Genomic DNA, 24,729 nt, shown 5'->3' with positions numbered 1-24,729 from the left:
AAGGAGCGGAACGCCCATGAAAACCCCCGAAGAACTCACGATCTCCCGGCGCGGTCTGTTGAAGGCGGGTGCCGCCTCTGCATCGGTGCCGGCCCTGGCTGCCACACCGGCCGTTGCCGCTCCCACCCGCGCGGCCAGCGGGCCCACCCCTTCGCCTGTGACGCTGAGCGTCAACGGCCAAACGCACCGTTTGACGCTGGACACCCGCACCAGCCTGCTCGACATGCTGCGAGAGCACCTGCATCTGACCGGCACCAAGAAGGGCTGCGACCACGGCCAGTGCGGCGCCTGCACGGTGATGGTCGATGGCCGGCGCATCAACTCTTGCTTGACGCTGGCGGTGATGCACGAAGGCGCCCGGGTGACCACCATCGAAGGCCTGGGCATGCCCGGCAAGCTGCACCCGATGCAGGCGGCCTTCGTCAAGCACGACGGCTACCAATGCGGCTACTGCACGCCGGGGCAGATCTGCTCGGCTGTCGGCATGCTGGGCGAAATCGCCCAGGGCGTGCCCAGCCATGTCAGTGCCGACCTGACGGCGAAACCGCAGCCCACCACCGTTGAGTTTCGTGAGCGCATGAGCGGCAACATCTGCCGCTGCGGCGCCTACAGCAATATCGTCGAGGCCATCTCAGAAGTGGCGGGGGTGACGGTATGAGAGCCTTCACCTATGAAAAAGCGGCCTCGCCCGCACAGGCCGTGGCGGCTGCTGCGCGTACGCCCGGTGCGCGCTTCATTGCCGGCGGCACCAACCTGCTGGACCTGATGAAGCTGGAGATCGAGACGCCGGCGCACCTGATCGATGTCAATGGCCTGGGCTTTGACAAGATAGAGAGCACGCCCGATGGCGGCCTGCGCATTGGCGCACTGGTGCGCAACACCGACCTGGCCACCCACGAGCGCGTGCGGCGCGACTACGGCGTGCTGTCGCGCGCGCTGCTGGCGGGCGCCTCGGCGCAACTGCGCAACAGGGCGACCACCGCAGGCAACCTGTTGCAGCGCACCCGCTGCCCCTACTTCTACGACACCAACCAGGCCTGCAACAAGCGCCAGCCCGGCAGCGGTTGCTCGGCCGCCTCTGGCTTCAGCCGCCAGCATGCGGTGCTGGGCGCGAGCGATGCCTGCATTGCCACGCACCCCAGCGACATGGCGGTTGCCATGCGCGTGCTCGATGCCAATGTCGAGACCATGCGCGCCGACGGCTCGCGCCGCACCATCGCGATTGCCGACTTCCACACGCTGCCCGGCGCCACGCCGCAGGTCGAGACGCTGCTGCAGCCGGGCGAGCTGATCACCTCGGTGCGGCTGCCCAGCCCGGTGGGCGGGCGGCATGTCTACCAGAAGGTGCGCGACCGCGCGTCCTATGCGTTTGCGCTGGTGTCGGTCGCGGCCATCGTGCAGCCAGACGGCACAGGCCGCGTGGCGCTGGGCGGTGTCGCGCACAAGCCCTGGCGCGTCGAAGCGGCAGAGCGCGAGCTGCCGCGCGGCGCCAAGGCCACCACCGCCGCGCTGCTGGCCGGGGCCAAACCGACCGAGCAGAACGCCTTCAAGCTGACGCTGGTCGAGCGCACGCTCGACGCGGTGCTGACCGACGCGAGGAGCTGAGCGATGAAATTCGATACCCCCGCCACCACCAACCCGATCGACCAACTGAAGGTGGTCGGCCAGCCTCTGGACCGCGTCGACGGCCCGCTCAAGACCAGCGGCAGGGCGCCCTATGCCTACGAGCGCCATGACGTGGCACCGAACGCGGCCTACGGCTACATCGTTGGCTCGGCCATCGCCAAGGGCCGCATCACCGCCATCGACCAAAGCCAGGCCCGGGCCGCGCCGGGCGTGATCGCCATCGTCACCGCAGAGAACGCCGGCAAGCTCGGCAAGGGCGCCTTCAACACCGCCAAGCTGCTGGGCGGCCCGACGGTCGACCACTACCACCAGGCCATTGCCCTGGTCATTGCAGAAAGCTTCGAGCAAGCGCGTGCGGCAGCGCAGTTGCTGCGGGTGGATTACGCCCGCGCCGATGGCGCCTTCGATCTTGAAGAGGCCAAGGCGTCGACAGACAAGCGCACCATTGACCGCAGCAACACGGTCGGAGACTTTGCCGGCGCATTCGCCAAGGCGCAGGTGCAACTGGACCAGACCTACACCACGCCAGACCAATCGCACGCCATGATGGAGCCGTTTGCCACCACGGCCGAGTGGAGCGGCGACAGGCTCACGGTCTGGACATCGAACCAGATGATCGACTGGACCACGACCGATCTGGCGACCACGCTGGGCATGGCCCGGGACAAGATCCATCTCATGTCGCCCTACATCGGCGGCGGCTTTGGCGGCAAGCTGTTCTTGCGGGCGGACACGGTGCTGGCCGCCATCGGCGCGCGTATCGCGCGGCGCGCTGTGAAGGTGGCCATGCAACGGCCGCTCATGGCCAATAACGGCACGCACCGGCCGGCAACCATTCAGCGCATCCGACTTGGCGCCACGCCGCAGGGCCGGCTCACTGCCATCGGCCACGAGAGCTGGTCCGGCAACCTGGTCAGCGGCAAGCCCGAGAACGCGGTGCAGCAGACGCAGCTTCTCTATGCGGGCGAGAACCGCTTGACCGGCACCCGCCTGGCGCTGCTGGACTTGCCCGAAGGCAACGCCATGCGCGCCCCCGGCGAAGCGCCGGGCCTGATGGCGCTGGAGATCGCCATGGACGAAATGGCCGAGAAGCTCGGCATGGACCCGGTGGATTTCCGCGTGCTGAACGACACCCAGGTCGACCCCGCCAACACGAGCCGCCGCTTCTCCGAGCGCCGCCTGATCGAGTGCCTGCGCACCGGCGCGCAGAGCTTTGGCTGGGCACAGCGCAGCGCCAAGCCGGCGCAGCGGCGTGAGGGCCGCTGGTGGATAGGCTCCGGCGTAGCGGCGGCCTTTCGCAACAACCAGCTCATGAAGTCAGCTGCCCGCGTGCGGTTGGATGGGCGCGGCGTGGTCACGGTGGAAACCGACATGACCGACATCGGCACCGGCAGCTACACCATCATTGCGCAGACGGCTGCGGAGATGATGGGCCTGCCGATCGAGCGGGTGGTGGTGCGGCTTGGCGACTCGACCTTCCCGGTGTCTGCGGGCTCTGGCGGGCAATGGGGCGCCAACTGCTCCACCGCAGGCGTCTATGCCGCCTGCGTCAAGCTGCGCGAGGCCGTGGCGCAGCGTGCCGGGCTGGACGTGAGTGGCGCGGTGTTCGCGGGCGGCATGGTGCATGCCGGTGGGCCCAGCCTGTCGCTGGCAGCCGTGGCCGGCGACAGCGGCATCGTGGCCGAGGACACCATGGACTTCGGCGACCTGGCCAAGCAGTACCAGCAATCCACCTTTGGTGCGCATTTCGTCGAAGTCGCGGTGGATGCGTTCACCGCCGAGGTGCGCGTGCGGCGCATGCTCGCCGTGTGCGCGGCGGGCCGCATCCTCAACCCCAAGACGGCACGCAGCCAGGTGATAGGCGCCATGACCATGGGCGTGGGCGGTGCGCTCATGGAAGAGCTGGCGGTGGACAAGCGCCTGGGCTTCTTCGTCAACCACGACCTGGCTGGCTACGAGGTGCCGGTGCATGCCGACATCCCGCACCAGGAGGTGATCTTCCTGGACGAGACCGACGCCATGTCCTCGCCCATGAAAGCCAAGGGCGTCGGCGAGCTGGGCCTGTGCGGCGTTGGCGCGGCAGTGGCCAACGCCATCCACAACGCCACCGGCGTGCGCGTGCGCGACTACCCCGTAACGCTGGACAAGCTGCTGGACCACATGCCGCTGCTGACCACCTGAAACATCCCACAAGGAACCCCCATGAAATCCGTGGCAATGGCTGCCATTTCTCTATCCATGGCCGCTTCAGCGTTGGCGCAGTCCGATGACAACGGCCTGAAGATCACGCGCAGCGGTTCGCAGGCGTCTGCCAAAGGACCGAAGGATTACTTCACCGGCACCGTGCGGGTCGACCCGCTGTTCCTGCAGCCGCAGCAGCCCGCCCGCGCAACGGGCGCCTATGTGACCTTTGAGCCCGGCGCGCGCACGGCCTGGCACACGCACCCGATCGGGCAGACGCTGATCGTCACGGCGGGCGCGGGCCGCGTGCAGCGCTGGGGCGATCCGGTGCAGGAGATCCGCCCGGGCGACGTGGTCTGGATTCCGCCGGGCCAGAAGCACTGGCATGGCGCGTCGGCCACCACCGCCATGACGCACATCGCCATCACCGAGCAATCGGATGGCAAGGCCGTCGACTGGCTGGAGAAGGTCAGCGACGCGCAGTACCAGAGCCAGCCGTGAGCGACCCGCTCCCCCGCAATCAAAGGAAGAACATCGTGAAGAAATCAGTTGCCGGCTCGCTGGCCAGCCTTGCCGTGGCCGTTGCCGGCACAGTGTCCACACCGGCAAAGGCGCAAGCGCCCGCGCAGCCGGCGAGCAGTTCTGCCACGCGGGCGCAGCAGATGTTTGGCGACATCTCGCCCAAGTTCGCAGAGCTGACCGACAAGGTGTTGTTTGGCGATGTGTGGGCTCGGCCGGGCCTGTCGCCACGGGACCGCAGCCTGGTGACGGTCAGCGCGCTGATCGCCATGAACCGCCCCGACCAATTGCGCCCCCACCTCATCCGGGCGCGCGACAACGGCGTGACGCAGGACGAGTTGGTCGAGACCATCACCCACCTGGCCTTCTACGCCGGCTGGCCGAGCGCGGTGACCGCGATTTCCGTAGCCAAAGAAGTGTTCGCCAAGCAGTGAAGTTTCTCCCGCACCCCCGCCGGCCCGATGGGCTGGACCGTACCGAGGCCTGGCCATGCTGATCGGCGCCGTTCGTGTTGCGCTGCAGCGCCCCTACACCTTCATCGTGATGGCGCTGCTGCTGCTGATCGTCGGCCCGCTGGTCGCGCTGCGCACGCCCACCGACATCTTTCCCGAGATCCGCATACCGGTGATCGCGGTGGCCTGGCAGTACACCGGCATGCCGCCCGACCAGGTGGCCGGGCGCATCTCCACGCCATTCCAGCGCATCCTGACCACGGCGGTGAATGACATCGAGCACATCGAGGCCAGCACCTACGCGGGCGTCGGCGTCGTCAAGATCTTCTTCCAGCCCGGCGTCAACATCGCGGTGGCCAACGCGCAGGTCACGGCGGCTTCGCAGGTGGCGCTGCGCCAGATGCCGGCGGGCATCATGCCGCCGGTCATCCTCAACTACAACGCGGCCACGGTGCCCATCCTGCAGGTGGCCTTGTCGGGTGAGGGGCTGTCGGAGCAGCAGTTGTTCGACCTGGGCATGAACACGGTGCGCACGCCATTGGTGACCGTGCCCGGCGCTGCCATTCCGCTGCCCTATGGCGGCAAGCAGCGCCAGTTGCAGATCGACCTGGACCCGGCCGCCTTGCAGGCGCGCGGTCTGTCGGCGCAGGACGTGGCGGCCGCGCTGGCCGCGCAGAACGTGCTCACGCCCATAGGCACGCAGAAGATCGGCAGCCTGGAATACACGCTGCAGCTCAACAGCGCGCCCTCGGCCATCGATGACATCGGCCGCCTGCCGGTGAGGGTGGTCAACGGCAGCACCATCTATCTGCGCGACGTGGTCCAGGTGCGTGACGGCAATGCACCGCAGACCAATATCGTGCATGTGGACGGCGGCAGGTCAGTGCTGATGTCGGTGCTGAAGAACGGCTCGGCCTCGACCCTGGCCATCGTCGATGGTGTTCGCGCCAAGCTTGCCGACATGCGCGACGCGCTGCCGCAGGCCCTGAAAGTGCTGCCCATCAACGACCAGTCCTTGTTTGTGCGCGCGGCCATCCAGGGCGTGGCGCTGGAGGGCGCGATTGCCGCAGCCCTGACCAGCCTGATGATCCTGCTGTTCCTGGGCAGTTGGCGGCCGACGGTGATCATCGCGGTGTCCATCCCGCTGTCCATCCTCGGCGCCATCGTCGCCTTGTCGGTCCTGGGCCAGACCCTGAACCTGATGACCCTGGGCGGCCTGGCGCTGGCGGTGGGCATCCTGGTGGATGACGCCACGGTGACCATAGAGAACATCAACTGGCACCTGGAGCAGGGCAAGCAGGTCGAGCCCGCCATCCTCGACGGCGCGCGCCAGATCGTGGTGCCGGCTTTTGTGTCCCTGCTGTGCATCTGCATCGTGCTGGTGCCCATGTTCTTTCTCGACGGCGTGTCGCGCTTTTTGTTCGTGCCGATGGCGTTGTCGGTGATCTTCGCGATGGTCTGCTCCTTCATCCTGTCGCGCACGCTGGTGCCCACCTTGGCCAAGTACCTGCTCAAGCCGCATGCGGCCGAGGCGCCGGTGCCGCGCCATGCGCTGGCGCGCTTCCAGCGGCGTTTCGAGGCCGGCTTCGAGCGCGTGCGCGAGGCCTACCGTGGCCTGCTGCAGCGTGCCTTGCAGCGGCCCAAGGCCTTTCTGCTGGGTTTCAGCGCGGCGGTGCTGCTGTCCTTCGGGCTGCTGCCCTTTATCGGCAGCAACTTCTTTCCGTCTGTGGATTCGGGCCAGATCCTGATGCATGCGCGTGTGCCGGTGGGTACGCGGGTGGAAGAGACGGCGGCGCGTTTCTCCCGCATCGAGCAGGAGATCCGCCGCGTCATCCCGGCCGCAGAGATCGAGACGCTGGTCGACAACATCGGCCTGCCGCCCAGCAACATCAACCTTACCTACAACAACACCGGGGTCTCGGGCTCGCATGACGGGGACTTCCAGATCGCGCTGCGCAAGGGCCACCGCCCCACCGCCGACTACGTGCGGCAACTGCGCCAGACGCTGCCGGAGGCGTTTCCGGACACGGTCTTCTGGTTCCCGCCGGCCGACATCGTCAGCCAGATCCTGAACTTTGGCGCGCCGGCACCGATCGATCTGCAGATCCGCGGCGGCAACCTCGAAGCCAACTACGCCTATGCGCAGCAACTGCTCAAGCGCATACGCAGCGTGCCCGGCGTGGTCGATGCCCGCATCCAGCAATCCAACAAAGCGCCGGTGTTCAAGGTGGAGCTGGACCGCACCCAGGCGCAGCAGCAGGGCCTGACCGCCCGCGACGTCACCAACAGCCTGGTGGTCAACCTGGGCGGCAGCAGCCAGGTGGCGCCCACCTACTGGCTCAATCCGGCCAACGGCGTGAGCTACCCGATCGTGATGCAGACGCCGCAGCACGAGCTGGATTCGCTGGCCAGCCTGGAGAACCTGCCGGTGGGCAATGGCACGACCCCGGGCAGCGCCACGCTGGGCGGCGTTGCCCGGTTGGAGCGCAGCACCGGCAGCGCCCTGATCAGCCAGTACGACGTGCAGACCATGGTGCAGATCCACGCCGCCACGCAGGACCGCGACCTGGGCGCCGTGGCCGCCGACATCCGCCGCCTGCTGGCCGATGCCGCCGCCGACCTGCCCACGGGTTCGCGCGTGGAGCTGATGGGCCAGGTGGCCACGATGGAGCGTGCCTTCAATGGCCTCTTCTTCGGGCTGCTGGGCGCGGTGCTGCTGATCTACCTGCTGATCGTCGTCAACTTCCAGTCCTGGCGCGACCCGGCGGTGATCGTCTCGGCGCTGCCGGCGGCGCTGGCCGGCATTGTCTGGATGCTGTTTGCCACCGAGACCACGCTGTCGGTGCCGGCCCTCACCGGCGCCATCATGTGCATGGGCGTGGCCACGGCCAACAGCGTGCTGGTCATCAGCTTTGCGCGCGAGCGCCTGGAGGTGCTGGGCGATGCCACGGCGGCGGCGCTGGAGGCGGGCTTTGTGCGCTTTAGGCCGGTGCTGATGACGGCGCTGGCCATGGTCATCGGCATGTTGCCCATGGCCCTGGGCCTGGGCGAAGGCGGCGAGCAGAACGCACCGCTGGGCCGCGCCGTGATCGGCGGGCTGCTCACCGCGACGGTTGCCACGCTGGTCTTTGTGCCGGTGGTGTTCAGCCTGGCGCACAGGCGCGATGCGCGCCGCGCCGCAAGTTCTTCTTCCAATCCCGAGCCGTCCTTGACCCATGCCTACTGAAGTTTCTTTTTTGCGGCGGCACGCGATCGCCGTCACCCTGGTCGGCCTGGCGCTCGTGGTGCTGGCGGCAGGCCTGCTGAGCCGCCGCTCCCAGGCCCTGCAACTGCAGGACAGCGTGGCGGCCAGGGCCTTGCCCACGGTGCGGCTGATCGCGCCCACGGCCATGGACGCCAGCGTGCTGGAGCTGCCCGCGCGGCTGGAGGCCTGGGCGCGCGCACCCATCCATGCCCGGGTCAGCGGCTACCTGAAACGCTGGAACGCCGACATCGGCGCCCCGGTGAAGGCCGGGCAATTGCTGGCCGAGATCGAGACACCGGACCTGGATGAGCAACTGGTTCAGGCGCGTGCCGAGCTGGCCACCGCGCGCAGCAATGCCGCGCTGGCCGACAGCACGGCGCGGCGCTGGCAGGCGCTGCTGACCAGCGACTCGGTGTCGCGGCAAGAGGCCGACGAGAAGGCCGGCGACCTGGCGGCCAAGCAGTCGGTGGTCAACGCGCTGCAGGCCAATGTCGAGCGCACGCAGGCCCTGAAGCAATACGCCCGGCTGGCCGCGCCCTTCGACGGCATCATCACCGCGCGCAACACCGATGTCGGCGCGCTGATCAACGTCGGCGGTGCGCCGGGCAGCGAGCTGTTCGTTGTCTCCGACGTGCGGCGCCTGCGCGTCTACGTCAATGTGCCGCAGCGCCAGGTCGCCTTCATTGGCGCAGGCAGCAAGGCGCAACTGACTACGCCAGAGCGGCCCACCCGCGTCTACACCGCCACGGTGGATTCGACGGCGCGCTCCATCCAGGCCAGCTCTGGCGCCATGCTGGTGCAGCTCACGGTGGACAACAAGGCCGGCGAGCTGTTGCCGGGCGGTTTTGCCACAGTGCGCTTCGACGCGCCCACCGGCGCCGCCAGCCTGGGCGTGCCGCCCGGCGCGCTGATGATCGGCAAGGACGGCACCCAGGTGGCCACCGTGGACGAGCAAGGCCTGGTGCGCCTGAGGCCGGTGACGCTGGGGCGCGACCTGGGGCGCATGGTCGAGCTGGCCGGCGGCCTGGCACCGGGCGAGCGCCTGATCGAAAGCCCGCCGGACGGCCTGGCCAACGGCGACAAGGTGCGCATCGCCGAGGCGCAGCCATGAGGCCCGCCTTGTGGCTGGCGCTGGTATGCGCGGGCTGCGCCCCGCTGCCGCCGGCACCGCTGCCTGAGGTCGCCGTGGCTGATACCTTCAAGGAAGCGCGCGGGGCTACGTCTGCGGCCGCGCTGCCCAGCGCCTGGTGGGAAAGCTACCAGGACAAGGAACTGGACCGCCTGCAGCAGCAACTGCTGGCCAACAGCCCCGACTTGGCCAGCGCCCTGGCGCGCTACCAGCAGGCACGTGCTGCCAGCGATACGCTGCGGGCGGCGCAGTCACCCACGCTGGACGCCTCGCTCGGCGTGCAGCGCAACCGGCAATCCGAGCGCCGGCCGCTGCGCGTGCTGGGCGCCGGTTCACCCGACGAGTACAGCAGCGCCAGCCTGGGCCTGGATCTGCAATACGAGCTGGACCTGTGGGGCCGCGTGCGCCAGCGGGTCAGCGCGGGCGATGCCGAGGCGCAGGCCGCGCAAGCCGATCTGGCGGCTGCGCGCCTGGCGCTGCAGGCGCAGCTGGCCGACACCTGGTTTGCGCTGCGCGGCCTGGACAAGGAACTGGCCCTGCTGCGTGAGACCGAGGCTTCCTACGTGCGAGCCGCAGAGCTGGTGGCGAGCCGGCACCGTGGCGGCATCGTCGCCGGCCTGGACCTGGCGCGCGCCGAGGCGCAACTGGACAGCACGCGCTCGCAACTGAGCCAGCGGCGGGCCCAGCGCGCGGTGCTGGAGCATGCGGTGGCGGCGCTGGTTGGCGCCAACGCATCCAGCTTTGCGGTTGAGCCCCGCGTGGTCGCAGCGACGCTGCCGGATGTGCCACTGGGCCAGCCCTCCACACTGCTACAGCGGCGGCCCGACATTGCCGCGGAGCAGCAGCGCGTGGCCGCAGCCAATGCCCGCCTGGGCGTGGCGCGCGCGGCCTTCTTCCCCGCGTTGACGCTGGGCCTGCAGGGTGGCTTCCAAAGCAGCGACCTGCGCCGCTTTATCGAGGCGCCCAACCTGTTCTGGGCCGTCGGGCCGGGCATGGTCACCAGCCTGCTGGACGGTGGTCGCCGCCAGGCCGAGCAGGCACGCGCGCAGGCCGTGCTGGAAGAGGCCGGGCAGCGCTACCGCAGCGTGGTGCTGGGCGCGTTCCGGCAGGTCGAAGACCAACTGGCGCTGCTGGCCGACTACGGCGAGGCCGCACTGGCCGAGCAGCGTGCGGTGGCCGCCTCGCAGCGCGCGCTGGACCTGGCCGGCAACCGCTACCGCGAAGGCGCGTCCAGCTACCTGGACGTGCTGACGGCGCAGACCACGCTGTTGCAGGCGCGCCGCAGCGCGCTGGACCTGGAAACCCGGCAACTGCGCGCCACGGTGCAATTGGCGCGCGCGCTTGGCGGCGGCTGGTCGCCTGCGCATGATGGGGAACTGCGGCTGGCCCGCGAGTAAGGAGCACGGATGAACGCCCAAGCAATCACTCCAACGCGCAGCGCCAAGCCCGACAAGGGCATGGTGCTGGCCATCATCGTGGCGAGCTACCTGATGATCGTGATCGACATCTCGATCGTCATCACCGGCCTGCCCAAGATCCAGGCCGGCCTGAACTTCTCGGCGGCGGGGCTGTCGTGGGTGCAGAACGCCTACACGCTCACCTTTGGCGGCCTGCTGCTGTTGGGTGCGCGTGCGGGCGACATCCTGGGCCGCCGGCGCATGTTCATCGTCGGCCTGGCGTTGTTCACGCTGGCCTCGCTGGCGATAGGCGTCGCGCAATCGGCCACCTGGCTGCTGGCCTCGCGCGCGGTGCAGGGCGTGGGCGCGGCCATCCTCGCGCCTTCCACGCTGGCGCTGCTGTCCACGCACTTTGCAGAGGGACCCGAGCGCACCCGTGCGCTGTCCTACTATGCCGCGGCGGCCGGCGTGGGTGCCAGCCTGGGGCTGGTGCTGGGCGGGCTGGTGGCTGACCTGATCTCTTGGCGCGTGGGCTTCTTCATCAACCTGCCGATCGGCATCGCGCTGATGCTGGGTGCGCGCCGCTACTTTGCCGAGACACCCACGCGGCCGGGCCAGCTCGACTTGGCGGGCGCGGTGAGTTCCACGCTGGGCATGAGTGCCGTGGTCTACGGCATCGTGCGCGCCGCCGAGGTGGGCTGGGGCGATGCGTTCACGCTGGCGTCGCTCACGCTCGGCGTGCTGCTGCTGGCCTTCTTCATCTTCCACGAGGCGCGCGCGGCCCAGCCTATCCTGCCGCTGCGCCTGTTCGCCAACCGCCAGCGCAGCGCTGCCTATGCGGCGCGCGTGCTGTTCCTGGGCGGCATGGTCGGCTTCTGGTTCTTTGCCACGCAGTACCTGCAGGGCGTGCTGGGCCTGCGGCCGCTGGAAGCGGGCCTGGCTTTCTTGCCGACCACCATTCCCAACTTCATTGCGGCGCTGATGGTGCCGCGCCTCACGCGTCGCTTCGGCAATGCGCGCCTGCTGGCGGTTGGCCTGCTCATTGGCGCCATCGGCATGGCCTGGCTGGCGCAGGTGTCGGCGCACACGCCCTACCTCACCGGCATTGCGCTGCCCATGATCCTGATCGGCATAGGGCAGGGCGGCGTGCTGGGGCCGCTGACCATTGCCGCGGTGGCGGGCGTGTCGAGCAAAGACGCGGGTGCGGCCTCGGGCCTGGTCAACGTGGCGCACCAACTGGGCGGCTCGCTCGGGCTGGGCGTGCTGGTGGCGGTGTTTGCCGCCGCTTCAGGCGCCGTAGGCCTGCAGGGGCACGAGCAACTGGCGCACCGCGTTGCCGCCACCTTCGATGCCAGCACGGTCATGCTGTTGATGGCGTTTTTGATTGTGCTGCTCTTCATCGTGCGGGCCGGCACACGTGCCGTCAGCGAGAACATGCATCCTGAAGAAAAAATCACACCATGAAAGCTCTCCATGGCCGCGCGGCGGCAGGCGCCCTTGCACTCTGTGCCATCGCACTGCCGCCGGGCTTGGTAAGTGCTGAGACCAACCGGGTGAGCTTCCCCACCAATCTGGACCGGCTGGTGCACTACACGACCGTCAAGCGCGGCAACGTCACGGAACACCTGCTGACCAGCCAGGAGGCGATCGAGGCCATCAAGCTTGGCCAGACCATCCCCAGCGGCACGCATGTGGTTCTGGTCGACTACCGGGACAACAAGGTCTTTCGCTACTTCGTGATGGAAAAGCAGGATGGCTGGGGCGCGGACTACGAGCCCGCCCGGCGCACGGGTGACTGGCAGTTCCAGGCTTTCAAGCCAGACAAGACGATCAACATGAGCGAGAACACCGCGCGCTGCCAGTCGTGCCATCAGGGGCGGGCGGACAAGCAGCACCTCTTCACGTTCAATGACATTCAGCGCCTTCAATAAAGGGGCGGCTGCGGGTGATAAGAACAACGTTTCTGCTGCGGTTGCTGCTCGACGGCATTGCAGCCGCTCTGCTGCTGGTGGCGCTGGCCTACTACTGGCTGGACAACGCGGCGCATGAGTGGATAGGCACTGGCATCTTCTTGCTGGTCGGCGTGCACAACGTCTTCAATCGACGCTGGTATGGCGCCATTGCCAAGGCGCGGCGTGAGGCGCGCGGCCTGATCGACGTGGTCCTCACGCTGTGTCTTCTGGTCACCATGCTGGCGCTGCTGCTGAGCAGCTTGATGATCTCGCGCACGGTGTTCAGTTTTCTGCGGCTCGATGGCGGCTTCACCGTGCGCCAGATTCATGGACTCGTCGCTTACTGGAGCCTGATCCTGGTGGCCATCCATCTCGGCTTGCGCTGGCAGAGGGTCATGCAGGCGATGCGAAGTGCCTTCCACATCACCGGCGAAAGCGCGGCGCGCAGCACGGTACTGCGCTTGCTTGCCGCAGGCATCGCCGGCCATGGCGTGTGGAGTTCATGCGTGATGGGCGTTGGCGCCAAGCTGTCTTTTCAGATGAGCCTGGATGGCTGGGACTTTGACGCGTCGGCGCCGGGGTTTTTCCTGCACTGGGCATCCATTGCCGGGCTCTATGTGTGCTTGGCCCACTATGGGATGGGCGCGCTACGGAGCATGAAACGCAAGGCGGCGCTGGACGCTTGAGCTGCCCATGGCCGAATGCCTGGCACGGTGGTTGCTGCACGGGAAATGCGGCAGGCGCAATCCGGCGCCTGTTTGCGCAAAATCCGTGGTGCTTTTCGCCCGCTTGTCACAAGCTCGACGCACCATCGCTGCGACTGAGATGGAACACCCCCAGGCTTCGCGCTTCGCGTCTTCGCCAACCCCCTTGCAGGGGCACATAAAACTGAAAGGAAAGATGGCATGAAAAATTTCTGGATCTGCGTGGCAGCTGCATTGGCGCCGACGTTTGCGCTCGCCTGGGGGCAAGAGGGGCACTCCATCGTTGGCGAGCTGGCTGACCGCAATTTGTCGGCCGAGGCGCATCGCGTCATCGCGCAAGACATCCTGGGCCCGGGCGTGTCGTTGGCCTCGGTGGCCAATTGGGCGGATACGGTGGCGCACGGCAGCCGCCCCGATACCTATGGCTGGCACTTCGTCGACATCCCGCTGGCCCAGAACAGCTACGACCAGGCGCGCGACTGCGTCTACCGGCCCAAGGAAGGTGCGCCGGTCAAGGACGACTGCGTGGTGTTGGCGATCGAGCAGAACGCCGCCATCGTCGGCGACAAGACCGCGCCGCGCGCGCTGCGCCGCGATGCGCTGAAGTTCCTGGTGCACTTTGTCGGCGACATCCACCAGCCGCTGCACACGGTGGACGAAGAGGCCGGCGGCAATGGCGTGAAGGTGTTCTTCCCCTGCGACCAGGCCACGGGCAAATGCAGCACCGAGCCCAATTCCAACCTGCACTCGGTCTGGGACGGCGGCCTGTTCCGCCCGCCGCCGTACTACTCCTGGGGCGAGCTGCTGGATGCGCTGACCGTGCAGTGGGTGGATACCGGCCGCGTCAGCTTGCTGCTGGACCAATGCCAGCAGCCCAAGACGCAGGTGAGCTGCTGGGCGCTGGAGGCGCACGCCATTGCCAACAAGCCGGGCTACTGGGTGCCGCAGGGCGCCAAGCTGGGGCCGGACTACGTGAAGATGGTGTCGCAAGACCGCGACCAGCAACTGGTGCGCGCCGGCATGCGCCTGGCCCGGCTGATCAACAGCTTGCTGGCGCCGTGATGGCTGTTATTGGTGCTATATAAAATATAGCTGCATGCCGGCGTATTGCTTGCACTTCAGGTAGGTTTGTGCCTGAAGTGCAGGCGGCGCCTGAGCATGCTGCTATCTATTTATCTGAATGGCAGCGCCTTGGTCGTCGATGGCGACATAGGTCATGACCGCTTCGGTCACCTGCGTGGCGCTGTCGCGGCTGCTGCCGCGGCGCTCGGTCAGGGCCTGCACCTGCACGCTGACCGATGTCGAGCCCACGCGCAGCACCGTCGCATAGAAGGACACCAGGTCGCCGGTCTTGACCGGGTGCGTGAAGGCCAGCTTCTCTATGCCCACCAGCACCACCCGCCCGCGCGAGACGCGCATGGGCAGCACGCTGCCGGCGGAATCCAGCTTGGAGAGCAGCCAGCTGCCGGCGACCTGGTCGCCCAGGTGGGTGTCCGAGGGCATGGGGATGACGCGCAGCACCAGCTCTGGCGCTGCCGCGTCGCCTGCCGTCGCGGTGGGGGAGCTGCTCATCGGCTGGAGGGCAGCAGGCCCGACAGGCCGTCTGCTTCTTTCTTCATGGCCTTGGCCAGTTCCGTGCTGGCGCTGCCGGCCAGGTTGTCGGACAGTCCCGTGGCCACCAGCGTGTGGCTCACGCGCTGCGCGGCATCGAGCAGCGGCACGGCGATCACCGTTACGCCGGCCATGTAGTTGCCGCGGTCTATGCTGAAGCCGCGCTTGCGCACCAGCTCGACCTCGCGCTTCCAGGTGGCCAGCTCTACCGGCTTGTCCCAGCGCAGGGACTTGAAGCGTTTCTCTATCTGCGGCCAGGGCTCGTCGCTGAAGGCCGCCACCAGCCGGCCGGTGGCGCTGACCAGCGCGGGGAAGCGGCTGCCCACGTCCACATGCAGGCGAAACGGCGCGCGCGAACGCGACAGGGCCAGCACCACCATGTGCTCGATGTCGGGCGTCTCCACGCCGATCATGGTCACGTTCCAGTCGTGGGCCAGGGCATCAAGCACGGGCTGCGCCAGGTTGGCGAAGCTGCTGCTCTCAATCGCGCTGCGCGCCAGGCTCAGCATGCCGGTGCCGAGCGAATAGCGCTTGGTGTCGCTGTCGATGCGCACCAGCTCTTCGGCCACCAGCGCGCGCAGGATGTGCAGGCAGGTGCTGGGCACCAGCTCAAGCGCATCTGCGATGGCTTTCACGCCCATGGGCTGCGGCGAGTGGCCAAGCAATCGCAAGATGGCAATGGCGCGTGTGACGCCAGGCACCGGCCGGACACGCACCGGCTTCTTGGCCGGTGCTGCCTTCTTCGGTGGGGTTGCGTTTGGGGCTAGGCTGGACTTCATGGCGCTTGCATTGGGCTGCGGCGAGCTTATCCCAGATGCTGCGCGGCCCCCCAGGTAAGCCCAGGGGCTGCCAACCATGGTCGCGGGTTCTGCGTGGGCACGCATGGCGCTAATCCGCCTTGAGGCCGGCCGCCTTGATGATCGGCTCCCACTTCTTGCGCTCGGTCTGAGCAAAGTCCGCCAGTTGCTGGCGCGTGCCGCCTGCCGGGTCAAAGCCGTACTCCAGCAACTGCTGCCGCGTCTCTGGCCGGCTGAGGATCTTGTTGATGGCGGCGTTGAGCGTGTCCAGGATGGCGGGCGGCGTGCCGCGCGGCGCATAGAGCGCGTTCCAGGCCACCACCTCAAAGCCCGGGTAGCCTTGCTCGGCCACCGGCTTGATGCCGGGCACCAGCCCGCTCGGCACGGCCGAGGTGACGGCAATCGCCCGCACATGGCCCGCGCTGATCTGCGAGCGCAGCGCGGTGGGCGTGTCGATCAGCAGCGGGAGCTGATTGCCCAGGACATCGGTCATGGCGATGCCCGAGCCCTTGTACGGCACCTGGAACAGGTTCAGGCTGGTGCGCTCCTTCAGCAGCTCGACCACCAGGCGTGCCGTTGTGCTGGGCGTGGCGATGTCGGCCGCGCGCGCATTGCCCTTGACCGCATTGGCCAGGTCATCGATGGAGCGCAGCGGCGAGCTGGCATTGACCACCAGCACCATGGGGAATGTGCCCACCAGGGCAATGGGCTCGAAGTCCCGCTCTGGCCGCACGCGCACGCCGGAGTAAAGGAAAGCGTTGACCGCATGCGTGGCATTGGTGCCCATGGTCAGCGTGTAGCCGTCGGCCGGCGCGTCTGCCGCGATCTCGGTGCCGAGGTTGCCGCCCGCACCCGGCCGGTTGTCGATGAAGATGGGCTGGCCCAGGTCCTTGGCCAACTGGTTGGCCAGGTAGCGCGTGGCGATGTCGGTGCCCTGGCCCGCCTGGTAGGCCACGATGATGCGTATCGGCTTGGCCGGGTAGGCCTGCGCCATCGCGGCGAGCGACGCGCCCGCCAGTGCACAGCCTGCGAGCAGCAGCTTCCATGGTGTCATTTTTTGTCTCCTGTTGAAGGCGGCTATGGCCTAGCCCGGGCCCCTGCGGCGGGGCGCCGCGTTCACCGGCTGTGCCTCCATCCGTGGTGGCTGATTCCTGGCTAGGCAGCAGATTCAGCGCATCCCGGGTGGCTTGGGGCTCAGTATGGAAGTCGTGAATTTGGTTGTCAAATACGACAACAACTTGTATTAGTACAAAAACTATAAAAGCTGCTTGGCCTGGATCTTCATCAGCGCCTGTGCCGCCAGCACGCTGCGCTCGCCCACGTTCAGGCTGCCGCGCAGAAAGACCAGGCCCGCGCTGCGGCGCAGCACCTGGCCGCGCGCTTCGATCAGTTCGCCTGGCAACGCCGGCGACAAAAAGTGCGTGTCGAGCTGCAGCGTCACGCAAGGTGCGCGACCCGCGGCCTCCCATGCGATGGCGCTCAGCGCGTGGTCCATCAGGCTTGCCAGCAGCCCGCCGTGCACCACGCCTGCCGGGTTCAGGTGCTGCGCGACTGCCAGCACGCCATAGGCCCAAGCCTCGCCTTCTTGCCTGGCCCAGAGCGGGCCCGCCAGCGCCATGAAGGCGCCCGCCGATCGGGTGGGCTTCCATCCTGCGGCGTGCAGGTGTGCCTGCTGCTCGCTCAAATCCGTCATGGGGCGCCTCGCTTTCTGCTGAGTGGATCGCGCGGATTCTAGAAATCACGGTGCTTGGTATTAATTGTCTATGTACAAACAGATGATGCATTTGACAAAAATAAGGCATGAATCGCATAGTTCATCCATCGCCAGAAGCCATGAAGCAGATGAAAAAACTCACCGACTACAGCTTGTTCGCAGATGCGCAAAAGCATTGCTCCCCGGAGAAGCTCTGGGAGCTGTTCGACGGCAACCGCGAGGCCTTCAACATTGCGCATGAATGCGTAGACCGGCATGCGCAGGGCGACAAGATCGCCATCGTCGTGGCGCACGCCAGCGGCAGCGAAGAGGTCATCAGCTTCAAGAGTCTGTCGCGCATGTCCAGCCGCTTTGCCCATCTGCTGGTGGCGCGCGGCATCCAGCGCGGCGACCGCGTGGCGGTGATGCTGGAGCCGTCGCTGGCCTTCTACGCCGCCATCTTTGGCGCGATCAAGGCGGGCGCCATCGTGGTGCCGCTGTTCACCTTGTTCGGGCCGGATGGCATCCGCCTGCGGGTGGAAGACTGCAAGCCCAAGCTTCTGGTCACCAACGCGGAGAAGGCGCAGGTATCGGCGGGCATCAACGGTGTCGAGGTCTTTATCGCGGACGAAGGCTTTGCCGCGGCATTGAGCGCCTTCCCGGACAGCTACCAGGTCAGCACCGGCGCGGACGACGACGCGATCTTCCAGTACACATCGGGCACCACGCGCGAGCTGCCCGCAGCCGTCAAGCACAAGCAGCGGGCCTTGGTCACGCTGATGCTTGCGGCGCTGTACGGCACGGGCATACGGCCGGGCGACCGCTTCTTTTGCCCATCGTCGCCGGCCTGGGGGCACGGGCTTTGGCACGGCACGCTGGCGCCGCTTGCGCTGGGCGTGACGATTGGCGCCTACGCGGGCAAGTTCGACGCCGAGCGCCTGCTGAAGGCCTTGCAGCGTGGCCGCTTCAACAACATCTCTGCGGCGGCGACGCACTTTCGGATGATGCGCAACTCTGGCGCCTCGGACAAATACAAGTACTACCTGGAGAAGCTCTCCTTCACCGGCGAGCCCATGGACAGCGAGACCGAAGACTTCGTGAAGAAGACCTTTGGCTGCGCGGTGTGCAGCATGTACGGCACGACCGAGATCGGCGTGATCCTGGTGAACTATCCCGGCGCCAAAGACTTTCAGGTCAAGCACGGATCACTGGGCAAGCCGATTCCCGGTGGGCGTGTCGAGGTGCAAGACCCCGAGGGCAAGCCCTGCGCGCCCGGCGTGGTGGGTGAGTTGAAGCTCTGGCGCGGCGGCGCCTGGGTGGCGACCAAGGATCTGGGCCGCATCGACCATGACGGCTACTTCTATCACGCAGGCCGTGCCGACGACGTGATCATTTCCGCCGGCTGGACCATGAGCGCGGTCGAGATCGAAGACGCGGTGCTCAAGCACCCCGACGTGCAAGAGGCCGCCGCCATAGGCGTGGCAGACGAGTTGCGCGGCCAGGTCGTGAAGGCCTTTGTCGTCACCCGGCGCGCGGGCAGCGATGCCTTCACCAAAGAGATCCAGGAGCTGGTGCGCAGCCGCCTGAGCCAGCACGAATACCCACGCCACGTGGTCTTCGTCACCGATCTGCCCAAGACGCCGGCCGGGAAAGTGCACCGAAAGATGCTGCGGGACCGTGAGCAGCAGGCCGCAAGCGTCTGATTTTTTCACCCCACCACCATCAGGAGACAAGCATGTCAGCGGTAGCCGAAAGAACCTTCCCCAAGATCACCGAACGCGGCCTGGATGAACTGCGCGAGCGCATCGGCCAGAAAATAGAGAACACGCTGGAGCCCTGGTGCTACGAGGCCACGCGCGACAACATCCGCCACTACGCGCATGGCATTGGCGACGACAACCCGCTGTGGTGCGACCCGGTCTATGCCGCCAAGACGCGCCACGGCGGCATCCTGGCGCTGCCCAGCTTCTTGTTCTCTACCAGCCGCATCGTGTCGGGCTATGTCGGCGGCCTGCCGGGCGTGCACGCCATGTGGTCGGGCTCTGACTGGACCTGGCACAAGAACATCCAGCGCAATGACGAGATCCGCACCGAGGCCTACCTGAAGGAGCTGATCGAGCACGAAACCCGCTTTGCCGGCCGCGCCGTGCAGCAGATTTACCACGTCGACTTCTACAACCAGAAGGGCGACAAGGTGTCAGAGGCCGACAGCTGGTGCTTCCGCACCGAGCGCGACCATGCGCGCGAGCAGGGCACCAAGTACAAGGAAGTGCGCGCGCGCACGCCACGGCGCTACACGCCCGAGGAGATCGCCGAGGCCTACAAGCTCTACCGCGGCGAGGAAGTGCGCGGCGCCCAGCCCCGCTACTGGGAGGACGTGGTCGAGGGCGAGGCGCTGCCCGTGATGTTCAAGGGGCCGATGACGGTGACCGGCTTCATCGCCTATGCGCAGGGCTGGGGCGGCTTGTACATCCGCGCCAACAAGCTGGCGTGGAAGCTGATCGACGCGCACCCGGGCGTGGGCATCACCAACCGCTTTGGCATCCCCGACGTGCCCGAGCGCGTGCACTGGGAAGAAGACTTTGCGCTGGAAGTGGGCGCGCCCGGTGCCTACGATTACGGCCCTGAGCGCACCTCGTGGCTCACGCACCACCTCACCAACTGGATGGGCGACGACGGTTTTCTGCGCCAGGCCAGCTGCAAGATCCGCCGCCACAACCCCGAGGGCGACATGCTGTTCATCAAGGGCAGCGTCAAGCGCAAGTACGTCGAGGGCGGCAAGCACCTGGTCGAGATCGTGCAAGAGGCGCGCAACCAGGACGACGAGCTGTCCGTGGTCGGTTCTGGCGTGGTGGAGCTGCCGAGCCGCGGCTAGCGAGTAGTGCGGGGAGTGAGCTCCCCGCCCGTGGTTCGGTGGTGCAGAAATACAAAGAGACAAGCAGAGGCACAGACATGCATGGAGCGCTCGCCGGCATTCGGGTGGTGGACCTGTCGCGGGTCCTGGCGGGGCCGATGTGCGCGCAGATCCTGGCGGACCATGGCGCTTCGGTGATCAAGGTCGAGCCGCCCTCGGGCGACGACACGCGCACCCTGGGCCCGCCCTTCGACGAGAAGGGCGACGCCGCCTACTTCAACGCCATCAACCGTGGCAAGCAGTGCATCAGCATCGACCTGGCCCAGCCCGCTGGCCGCGAGGTGCTGGAGCGGCTGCTGGCGGATGCCGACGTGCTCATCGAGAACTTCCTGCCCGGCACCCTGGAGAAATGGGGCTTGGGCTACGACGGCTGGATCAAGCCGCGCTTCCCGCGCCTGGTCCACTGCAGCATCAGCGGCTTTGGCGCCGACGGCCCGCTGGGCGGCCTGCCTGGCTACGACGCCGTGCTGCAGGCCATGTGCGGCCTCATGAGCATCAACGGCGATGCGGCCAGCGGGCCGACCCGCATAGGCGTGCCCATCGTCGACCACCTGACGGCCTACACCGCGCTGACCGGCATCCTGCTGGCGCTGCACAGCCGGCATGCCTCGGGCCAAGGCCAGTATCTGGAGGTGACGCTGTTCGACACGGCGCTGAGCCTGCTGGTGCCGCACGCCGCCAATTACTTCCAGTCGGGCAAGGTGCCGGGCTTGCTGGGCAGCGCGCATCCCAACATCGCGCCCTACGACCGCTTCCGGTGCCAGGACGGCGAAATCTTCCTGGGCATCATGAACCGGGGCCAGTTCGAGCGCTTCTGCACCGTGGTGCAGCAGCCCGCGCTGGCCACCGACGAGCGCTTCCGCGACAACGCGCTGCGCATCGCGCACCGGGATGCGCTGAAGGCCGAGATCGAGCGTGCCATCAGCAGCCAGCCGCGCCAGGCGCTGTGCGATGCGCTGATGCACGCGGGCGTGCCGGCCGGGCCGGTCAATTCCGTGGCCGAGGCCTTTGCGCAGCCGCATGCCCAGCATCGCCAGATGCTGGTGCAGCGCGAGGGTTACCGTGGCGTCGGCCTGCCGATCCGGCTGCGCGCCACGCCCGGCGCGCCCGGCAGCAACCCGCGCAGCTTCAATGCCGACGCCGCCAGCGTGCTGCGCGGCCTGGGCTACTCCGCCGCGCAGCTTGACGGTCTGGTGGCCGCCAAGGCCGTGCCCGGGCTTTGATGCGATGCTTGTGGGTGCTACTTAAATAATAGCTGTAAGCCGGCGTATATCCTTTGTTTAAGGTGCTTTTATGGCTGAAATGAAGGGTGTACAACGGCATCACGCTATCTATTTTGATAACACGCCGGCTTGCTCTGCGATGCACGCGAGCCCGGGTAGAGTCCGCTCCATCCGCAAAAGCCCTGCCTGGGAGAGCCTCCATGCCCTACATGCTGCTGATCCACGAGCCGCCGGCGCAGCGCGCCACCCGCACTGAAGAAGAAGGCCGCGCCGTCTACGCGCAGATGCAGCGCTTTGGCGCCGAGTTGCAGGCGCGCGGCCTGCTGCGCGCCGCCGAGTCGCTGGCCTCGCAGCGCGACGCCGCCCGGGTCCAGGTGCGCGACGGCCGCGCCCAGGTGCTGGACGGCCCCTTTGCCGAAGCCAAGGAGATGGTCGGCGGCTTTTTCTTGCTGGACTGCGCCACGCGCGCAGAGGCCATCGCCATCGCCCAGGCCTGCCCGGCCGCCGGCTGGTGCACGGTGGAGGTGCGCGCGCTGGCGCCCTGTTACGAGACCTAGGGTAAATACCTGGTTTGGCCGTGTCGAAAACACGGTGTTTCCTTCGTCGTAGGGATAGCGGGACACTGCATGTCGCAGTCCCCAGCCCTCAAGGAGTGAAGCAATGCCACGCACAAGCCCATGCCTCTGGTTCGACCACCAGGCGGAGGAGGCCGCCAACTTCTATGTCTCGGTCTTTCCCAACGCGCGGATCAAGGCCATCAGCCACTACGCCGAAGGCATGCCCCTGCCTGCCGGCACGGTGCTCACGGTGAGCTTCGAGCTGGATGGCCAGGACTATCTCGCGCTCAACGGTGGGCCGGTGTTCCAGTTCACGCCCGCCATCTCGCTCATGGTGCACTGCCAGACCCAGCGCGAGCTGGACGACTTCTGGCACAAGCTGTCGGACGGCGGCCAGACCAGCCAGTGCGGCTGGCTGACCGACCGCTACGGCCTGTCGTGGCAGATCGTCCCGGCGGTGCTGCCGAGCCTGATGGCCGAGCCGGTGCGTGCGCAGCGGGTGATGAAAGCCATCATGGGCATGACCAAGCTGGACATTTCCGTTCTGGAAGGAGCCTGACATGCGCTTCATGATCATCGTCAAATCCACGCCCGAGTTCGAGGCCGCAAGCACGCCGCCTGTGATCGATGCACAGCTGATGCAAGACATGGGCGACTTCCACGAAGAGCTGGCCAAGGCCGGCGTGCTGCTCGACGCCAGCGGCCTGCAGCCCAGCCGCAAGGGCTGGCGCATCCACTACGACGGGCAAAAGCGCAGTGTCATCGACGGCCCCTTTGCCGAGGCCAAGGAGCTGATCGCTGGCTTCACCCTGATCCAGGTCCGCACGCGCGAAGAGGCGCTGGAATGGTCGCGCCGCTTTCCCAACCCGGTCGGGCGCAACGCACCGGCTGTGATCGAGGTGCGCCAACTCTATGAGCTGGATGACTTCGAGCCCGGCCCGCAGGTCGAGCGCATCCACCAGATGAACACGCCGAGCCAGAGTTGAAGCGCCCCGGGGCGCGCAGCGCAATGGACAACTGAAAGTGAAAGGATTCCCATGAACCGCCAAATATTCGTCAACCTGCCCATCCAGAACATGGAGCGCAGCCAGGCCTTCTTCAAAAGCCTGGGCTTTGCCTTCAACCGGCAGTTCACCAACGACCAGGGCGCCTGCATGGTGGTGGCCGAGGGCATCTACGTGATGCTGCTGGTCGAGCCCTTCTTCCAGACCTTCACCAAAAAGCCCGTGGCCGATGCCACCAAGAGCACCGAGGTGCTGATCTGCCTGTCGTGCGAGAGCCGCGCCGAGGTCGATGCGCTGGTCGCCAAGGCGCTGGCTGCCGGCGGCAGCGTGCCCAATGCGCCGCAGGACCACGGCTGGATGTACGGCCACGGCTTTACCGACCTGGACGGCCACATCTGGGAGCTGGCCTACATGGACGCCAGCGCCGCGCCACCGCAGCCCTGATGCACCAGGCCACGCACCAGGCCATCGCCGCGCTATGGCGCATCGAGTCCGCGCGGGTCGTGGCCGTGCTCGCGCGCATGGTGCGCGACATCGGCCTGGCCGAGGACCTGGCGCAGGATGCGCTGTTGGCGGCGCTGGAGCACTGGCCGCGCGACGGCATGCCCGACAAGCCCGGCGCCTGGCTCATGGCCACCGCCAAGCACAAGGCGCTGGACCACCTGCGCCACGCCCGCATGCAGGGCGAGAAGCTGGAAGCACTCGGCCATGACCTCGACGCGCAAGAGGCCCTGATCGCCCCCGACTTCGTCGATGCGCTGGACGCCGCGCGCGCCGACGAGATCGGTGACGACCTGCTGCGCCTGATCTTCAGCGCCTGCCACCCGCTGCTGGCCACCGAGGCGCGCGTGGCGCTCACGCTCAAGCTGCTGGGCGGCCTGAGCACGGCAGAGATCGCGCGCGCCTTCCTGGTGCCAGAGGCCACCGTGGCCCAGCGCATCGTGCGCGCCAAGCGCAGCCTGCGCGAGGCCCGCGTGCCCTTCGAGCTGCCGCGCGGCGCCGTGCTGGGCGAGCGCCTGGGCTCGGTGCTGGAGGTGGTCTACCTCATCTTCAACGAAGGCTATACCGCCACCACCGGCGCAGACTGGATGCGCCCCGCGCTCACCGACGAGGCCCTGCGCCTGGGCCGCATGCTGGCCGCGCTGGCACCGGCCGAGCCCGAGGTGCTGGGCCTGCTGGCCTTGATGGAGCTGCAGGCCTCGCGCGCCGCCGCACGGGTCGATGCGCAGGGCCGCCCGGTGCTGCTGGCCGAGCAAGACCGCAGCCGCTGGGACCGCCTGCTGATCCGCCGTGGTCTGGCTGCGCTGGAGCGCGCCACGCTGCTGTCAGACCAGCTGCGGCAACCGCTTGCCTGCTACGCGCTGCAGGCCGCCATCGCCGCCTGCCACGCGCGCGCGCCCAGCGCGGCCGACACCGACTGGCCGGCCATCGCCGGGCTCTACGACGCGCTGGCGCAAGCCGCGCCTTCGCCCGTGGTGGAGCTGAACCGCGCGGTGGCGGTGGGCATGGCCTTTGGGCCGGCGGCGGGGCTGGCCATCATCGACGCGCTGCGCGACGAGCCCGCCCTGCGCCACTACCAATGGCTGCCCAGCGTGCGCGCCGACCTGCTTGGCAAGCTCGGCCGCCACGAAGAGGCGCGCGCCGAATGGGCCAACGCCGCGGCGCTGGCGGGCAATGCGCGCGAGCGCGAACTGCTGCTGGCGCGGGCGAAAGGGGACTAGTGTCG

General features: G+C 67.5%; 24 protein-coding genes. 20 read left to right on the top strand and 4 right to left on the bottom strand.

Annotated features, from left to right (window positions below; all coding sequences use genetic code 11):
* Window positions 1-16 precede the first annotated feature (16 nt).
* The 12 genes from paoA (at window position 17) to AAFF27_23610 (ending at window position 14,266) form a co-directional block, all read left to right on the top strand.
* Complete coding sequence (paoA, locus tag AAFF27_23665) at window positions 17-658, top strand: aldehyde dehydrogenase iron-sulfur subunit PaoA (protein ID XAH22955.1); 642 nt, start codon at window positions 17-19, stop codon at window positions 656-658.
* The gene (locus AAFF27_23660) at window positions 655-1,605 is read left to right on the top strand and encodes a xanthine dehydrogenase family protein subunit M (GenBank protein ID XAH22954.1); all 951 of its coding nucleotides are present in this window, start codon (window positions 655-657) and stop codon (window positions 1,603-1,605) included. Before paoA ends, AAFF27_23660 begins: the two co-directional genes overlap by 4 nt.
* 3 nt (window positions 1,606-1,608) lie before the next feature.
* Entirely contained in the window at window positions 1,609-3,807 is a 2,199-nt protein-coding gene (paoC, locus tag AAFF27_23655; GenBank protein ID XAH22953.1) for an aldehyde oxidoreductase molybdenum-binding subunit PaoC, read from the top strand.
* A gap of 21 nt (window positions 3,808-3,828) precedes the next feature.
* On the top strand, window positions 3,829-4,308 hold the full coding sequence (locus AAFF27_23650) for a cupin domain-containing protein (protein XAH22952.1): 480 nt from the start codon (window positions 3,829-3,831) through the stop codon (window positions 4,306-4,308).
* Between the two features lie 35 nt (window positions 4,309-4,343).
* Complete coding sequence (locus tag AAFF27_23645) at window positions 4,344-4,760, top strand: carboxymuconolactone decarboxylase family protein (protein XAH22951.1); 417 nt, start codon at window positions 4,344-4,346, stop codon at window positions 4,758-4,760.
* A 58-nt stretch (window positions 4,761-4,818) separates the two neighbouring features.
* Entirely contained in the window at window positions 4,819-8,004 is a 3,186-nt protein-coding gene (locus AAFF27_23640; GenBank protein XAH26311.1) for an efflux RND transporter permease subunit, read from the top strand.
* A complete protein-coding gene (locus AAFF27_23635; GenBank protein ID XAH22950.1) occupies window positions 7,994-9,133 on the top strand; it encodes an efflux RND transporter periplasmic adaptor subunit in 1,140 nt (379 codons plus the stop codon). The genes AAFF27_23640 and AAFF27_23635 overlap by 11 nt, the downstream gene beginning before the upstream one ends.
* Window positions 9,130-10,548 carry an efflux transporter outer membrane subunit gene (locus AAFF27_23630; protein ID XAH22949.1) on the top strand — a complete coding sequence of 473 codons (1,419 nt, stop codon included), beginning with the start codon at window positions 9,130-9,132 and terminating at the stop codon, window positions 10,546-10,548. The genes AAFF27_23635 and AAFF27_23630 overlap by 4 nt, the downstream gene beginning before the upstream one ends.
* 9 nt (window positions 10,549-10,557) lie before the next feature.
* Window positions 10,558-12,012: an MFS transporter gene (locus tag AAFF27_23625; protein XAH22948.1), complete on the top strand. Its 1,455-nt coding sequence runs from the start codon at window positions 10,558-10,560 to the stop codon at window positions 12,010-12,012.
* Window positions 12,009-12,479 (top strand): cytochrome P460 family protein, encoded by a 471-nt coding sequence (locus tag AAFF27_23620; GenBank protein XAH22947.1) that lies wholly within the window; start codon window positions 12,009-12,011, stop codon window positions 12,477-12,479. Before AAFF27_23625 ends, AAFF27_23620 begins: the two co-directional genes overlap by 4 nt.
* Window positions 12,480-12,520: 41 nt before the next feature.
* Window positions 12,521-13,186, top strand: a complete 666-nt coding sequence (locus AAFF27_23615; GenBank protein ID XAH22946.1) for a DUF4405 domain-containing protein — start codon at window positions 12,521-12,523, stop codon at window positions 13,184-13,186.
* A gap of 219 nt (window positions 13,187-13,405) precedes the next feature.
* Window positions 13,406-14,266, top strand: coding sequence for a S1/P1 nuclease (locus AAFF27_23610; protein ID XAH22945.1), 861 nt, complete (start codon window positions 13,406-13,408; stop codon window positions 14,264-14,266).
* A 102-nt stretch (window positions 14,267-14,368) separates the two neighbouring features.
* Here AAFF27_23610 and AAFF27_23605 read toward each other — a convergent pair whose 3' ends face one another.
* From AAFF27_23605 to AAFF27_23590, 4 genes are all read right to left on the bottom strand, one after another.
* Window positions 14,369-14,776: a hotdog domain-containing protein gene (locus AAFF27_23605; protein ID XAH22944.1), complete on the bottom strand. Its 408-nt coding sequence runs from the start codon at window positions 14,774-14,776 to the stop codon at window positions 14,369-14,371.
* A complete protein-coding gene (locus AAFF27_23600) occupies window positions 14,773-15,594 on the bottom strand; it encodes an IclR family transcriptional regulator (protein ID XAH22943.1) in 822 nt (273 codons plus the stop codon). Before AAFF27_23600 ends, AAFF27_23605 begins: the two co-directional genes overlap by 4 nt.
* Window positions 15,595-15,703: 109 nt before the next feature.
* The gene (locus AAFF27_23595) at window positions 15,704-16,666 is read right to left on the bottom strand and encodes a tripartite tricarboxylate transporter substrate-binding protein (protein ID XAH22942.1); all 963 of its coding nucleotides are present in this window, start codon (window positions 16,664-16,666) and stop codon (window positions 15,704-15,706) included.
* A gap of 201 nt (window positions 16,667-16,867) precedes the next feature.
* A complete protein-coding gene (locus AAFF27_23590) occupies window positions 16,868-17,305 on the bottom strand; it encodes a PaaI family thioesterase (GenBank protein ID XAH22941.1) in 438 nt (145 codons plus the stop codon).
* A gap of 107 nt (window positions 17,306-17,412) precedes the next feature.
* On the opposite strand from AAFF27_23590, the gene AAFF27_23585 reads away from it, so the two are divergent.
* From AAFF27_23585 to AAFF27_23550, 8 genes are all read left to right on the top strand, one after another.
* Window positions 17,413-19,008, top strand: coding sequence for an acyl-CoA synthetase (locus AAFF27_23585; protein XAH22940.1), 1,596 nt, complete (start codon window positions 17,413-17,415; stop codon window positions 19,006-19,008).
* 32 nt (window positions 19,009-19,040) lie between these two features.
* Window positions 19,041-20,180 (top strand): MaoC family dehydratase N-terminal domain-containing protein, encoded by a 1,140-nt coding sequence (locus AAFF27_23580; protein ID XAH22939.1) that lies wholly within the window; start codon window positions 19,041-19,043, stop codon window positions 20,178-20,180.
* A gap of 77 nt (window positions 20,181-20,257) precedes the next feature.
* The gene (locus AAFF27_23575; protein XAH22938.1) at window positions 20,258-21,442 is read left to right on the top strand and encodes a CoA transferase; all 1,185 of its coding nucleotides are present in this window, start codon (window positions 20,258-20,260) and stop codon (window positions 21,440-21,442) included.
* A 200-nt stretch (window positions 21,443-21,642) separates the two neighbouring features.
* Entirely contained in the window at window positions 21,643-21,999 is a 357-nt protein-coding gene (locus AAFF27_23570) for a YciI family protein (protein XAH22937.1), read from the top strand.
* Between the two features lie 103 nt (window positions 22,000-22,102).
* Complete coding sequence (locus tag AAFF27_23565) at window positions 22,103-22,558, top strand: VOC family protein (protein XAH22936.1); 456 nt, start codon at window positions 22,103-22,105, stop codon at window positions 22,556-22,558.
* 1 nt (window position 22,559) lies between these two features.
* Complete coding sequence (locus AAFF27_23560) at window positions 22,560-22,985, top strand: YciI family protein (GenBank protein XAH22935.1); 426 nt, start codon at window positions 22,560-22,562, stop codon at window positions 22,983-22,985.
* Between the two features lie 51 nt (window positions 22,986-23,036).
* Window positions 23,037-23,447, top strand: coding sequence for a VOC family protein (locus tag AAFF27_23555; GenBank protein XAH22934.1), 411 nt, complete (start codon window positions 23,037-23,039; stop codon window positions 23,445-23,447).
* Window positions 23,447-24,724: a sigma-70 family RNA polymerase sigma factor gene (locus AAFF27_23550; protein ID XAH22933.1), complete on the top strand. Its 1,278-nt coding sequence runs from the start codon at window positions 23,447-23,449 to the stop codon at window positions 24,722-24,724. The genes AAFF27_23555 and AAFF27_23550 overlap by 1 nt, the downstream gene beginning before the upstream one ends.
* Window positions 24,725-24,729 lie beyond the last annotated feature (5 nt).

It is taken from the genome of Xylophilus sp. GW821-FHT01B05 (assembly GCA_038961845.1).
Taxonomy (GTDB): Bacteria; Pseudomonadota; Gammaproteobacteria; order Burkholderiales; family Burkholderiaceae_C; genus Xylophilus.
Note: the sequence above shows the minus strand (reverse complement) of the source record. Positions and strands in the feature narration are given on the sequence as shown.

What these genes read in the sequence shown, in the direction of transcription:
- paoA (XAH22955.1), top strand. Translation starts at nt 17, where the DNA reads ATGAAAACCCCCGAAGAACTCACGATCTCCCGGCGCGGTCTGTTGAAG.
- AAFF27_23660 (XAH22954.1), top strand. Translation starts at nt 655, where the DNA reads ATGAGAGCCTTCACCTATGAAAAAGCGGCCTCGCCCGCACAGGCCGTG.
- paoC (XAH22953.1), top strand. Translation starts at nt 1,609, where the DNA reads ATGAAATTCGATACCCCCGCCACCACCAACCCGATCGACCAACTGAAG.
- AAFF27_23650 (XAH22952.1), top strand. Translation starts at nt 3,829, where the DNA reads ATGAAATCCGTGGCAATGGCTGCCATTTCTCTATCCATGGCCGCTTCA.
- AAFF27_23635 (XAH22950.1), top strand. Translation starts at nt 7,994, where the DNA reads ATGCCTACTGAAGTTTCTTTTTTGCGGCGGCACGCGATCGCCGTCACC.
- AAFF27_23630 (XAH22949.1), top strand. Translation starts at nt 9,130, where the DNA reads ATGAGGCCCGCCTTGTGGCTGGCGCTGGTATGCGCGGGCTGCGCCCCG.
- AAFF27_23625 (XAH22948.1), top strand. Translation starts at nt 10,558, where the DNA reads ATGAACGCCCAAGCAATCACTCCAACGCGCAGCGCCAAGCCCGACAAG.
- AAFF27_23620 (XAH22947.1), top strand. Translation starts at nt 12,009, where the DNA reads ATGAAAGCTCTCCATGGCCGCGCGGCGGCAGGCGCCCTTGCACTCTGT.
- AAFF27_23610 (XAH22945.1), top strand. Translation starts at nt 13,406, where the DNA reads ATGAAAAATTTCTGGATCTGCGTGGCAGCTGCATTGGCGCCGACGTTT.
- AAFF27_23605 (XAH22944.1), bottom strand. Translation starts at nt 14,776, where the DNA reads ATGAGCAGCTCCCCCACCGCGACGGCAGGCGACGCGGCAGCGCCAGAG.
- AAFF27_23600 (XAH22943.1), bottom strand. Translation starts at nt 15,594, where the DNA reads ATGAAGTCCAGCCTAGCCCCAAACGCAACCCCACCGAAGAAGGCAGCA.
- AAFF27_23595 (XAH22942.1), bottom strand. Translation starts at nt 16,666, where the DNA reads ATGACACCATGGAAGCTGCTGCTCGCAGGCTGTGCACTGGCGGGCGCG.
- AAFF27_23590 (XAH22941.1), bottom strand. Translation starts at nt 17,305, where the DNA reads ATGACGGATTTGAGCGAGCAGCAGGCACACCTGCACGCCGCAGGATGG.
- AAFF27_23585 (XAH22940.1), top strand. Translation starts at nt 17,413, where the DNA reads ATGAATCGCATAGTTCATCCATCGCCAGAAGCCATGAAGCAGATGAAA.
- AAFF27_23580 (XAH22939.1), top strand. Translation starts at nt 19,041, where the DNA reads ATGTCAGCGGTAGCCGAAAGAACCTTCCCCAAGATCACCGAACGCGGC.
- AAFF27_23575 (XAH22938.1), top strand. Translation starts at nt 20,258, where the DNA reads ATGCATGGAGCGCTCGCCGGCATTCGGGTGGTGGACCTGTCGCGGGTC.
- AAFF27_23570 (XAH22937.1), top strand. Translation starts at nt 21,643, where the DNA reads ATGCCCTACATGCTGCTGATCCACGAGCCGCCGGCGCAGCGCGCCACC.
- AAFF27_23565 (XAH22936.1), top strand. Translation starts at nt 22,103, where the DNA reads ATGCCACGCACAAGCCCATGCCTCTGGTTCGACCACCAGGCGGAGGAG.
- AAFF27_23560 (XAH22935.1), top strand. Translation starts at nt 22,560, where the DNA reads ATGCGCTTCATGATCATCGTCAAATCCACGCCCGAGTTCGAGGCCGCA.
- AAFF27_23555 (XAH22934.1), top strand. Translation starts at nt 23,037, where the DNA reads ATGAACCGCCAAATATTCGTCAACCTGCCCATCCAGAACATGGAGCGC.
- AAFF27_23550 (XAH22933.1), top strand. Translation starts at nt 23,447, where the DNA reads ATGCACCAGGCCACGCACCAGGCCATCGCCGCGCTATGGCGCATCGAG.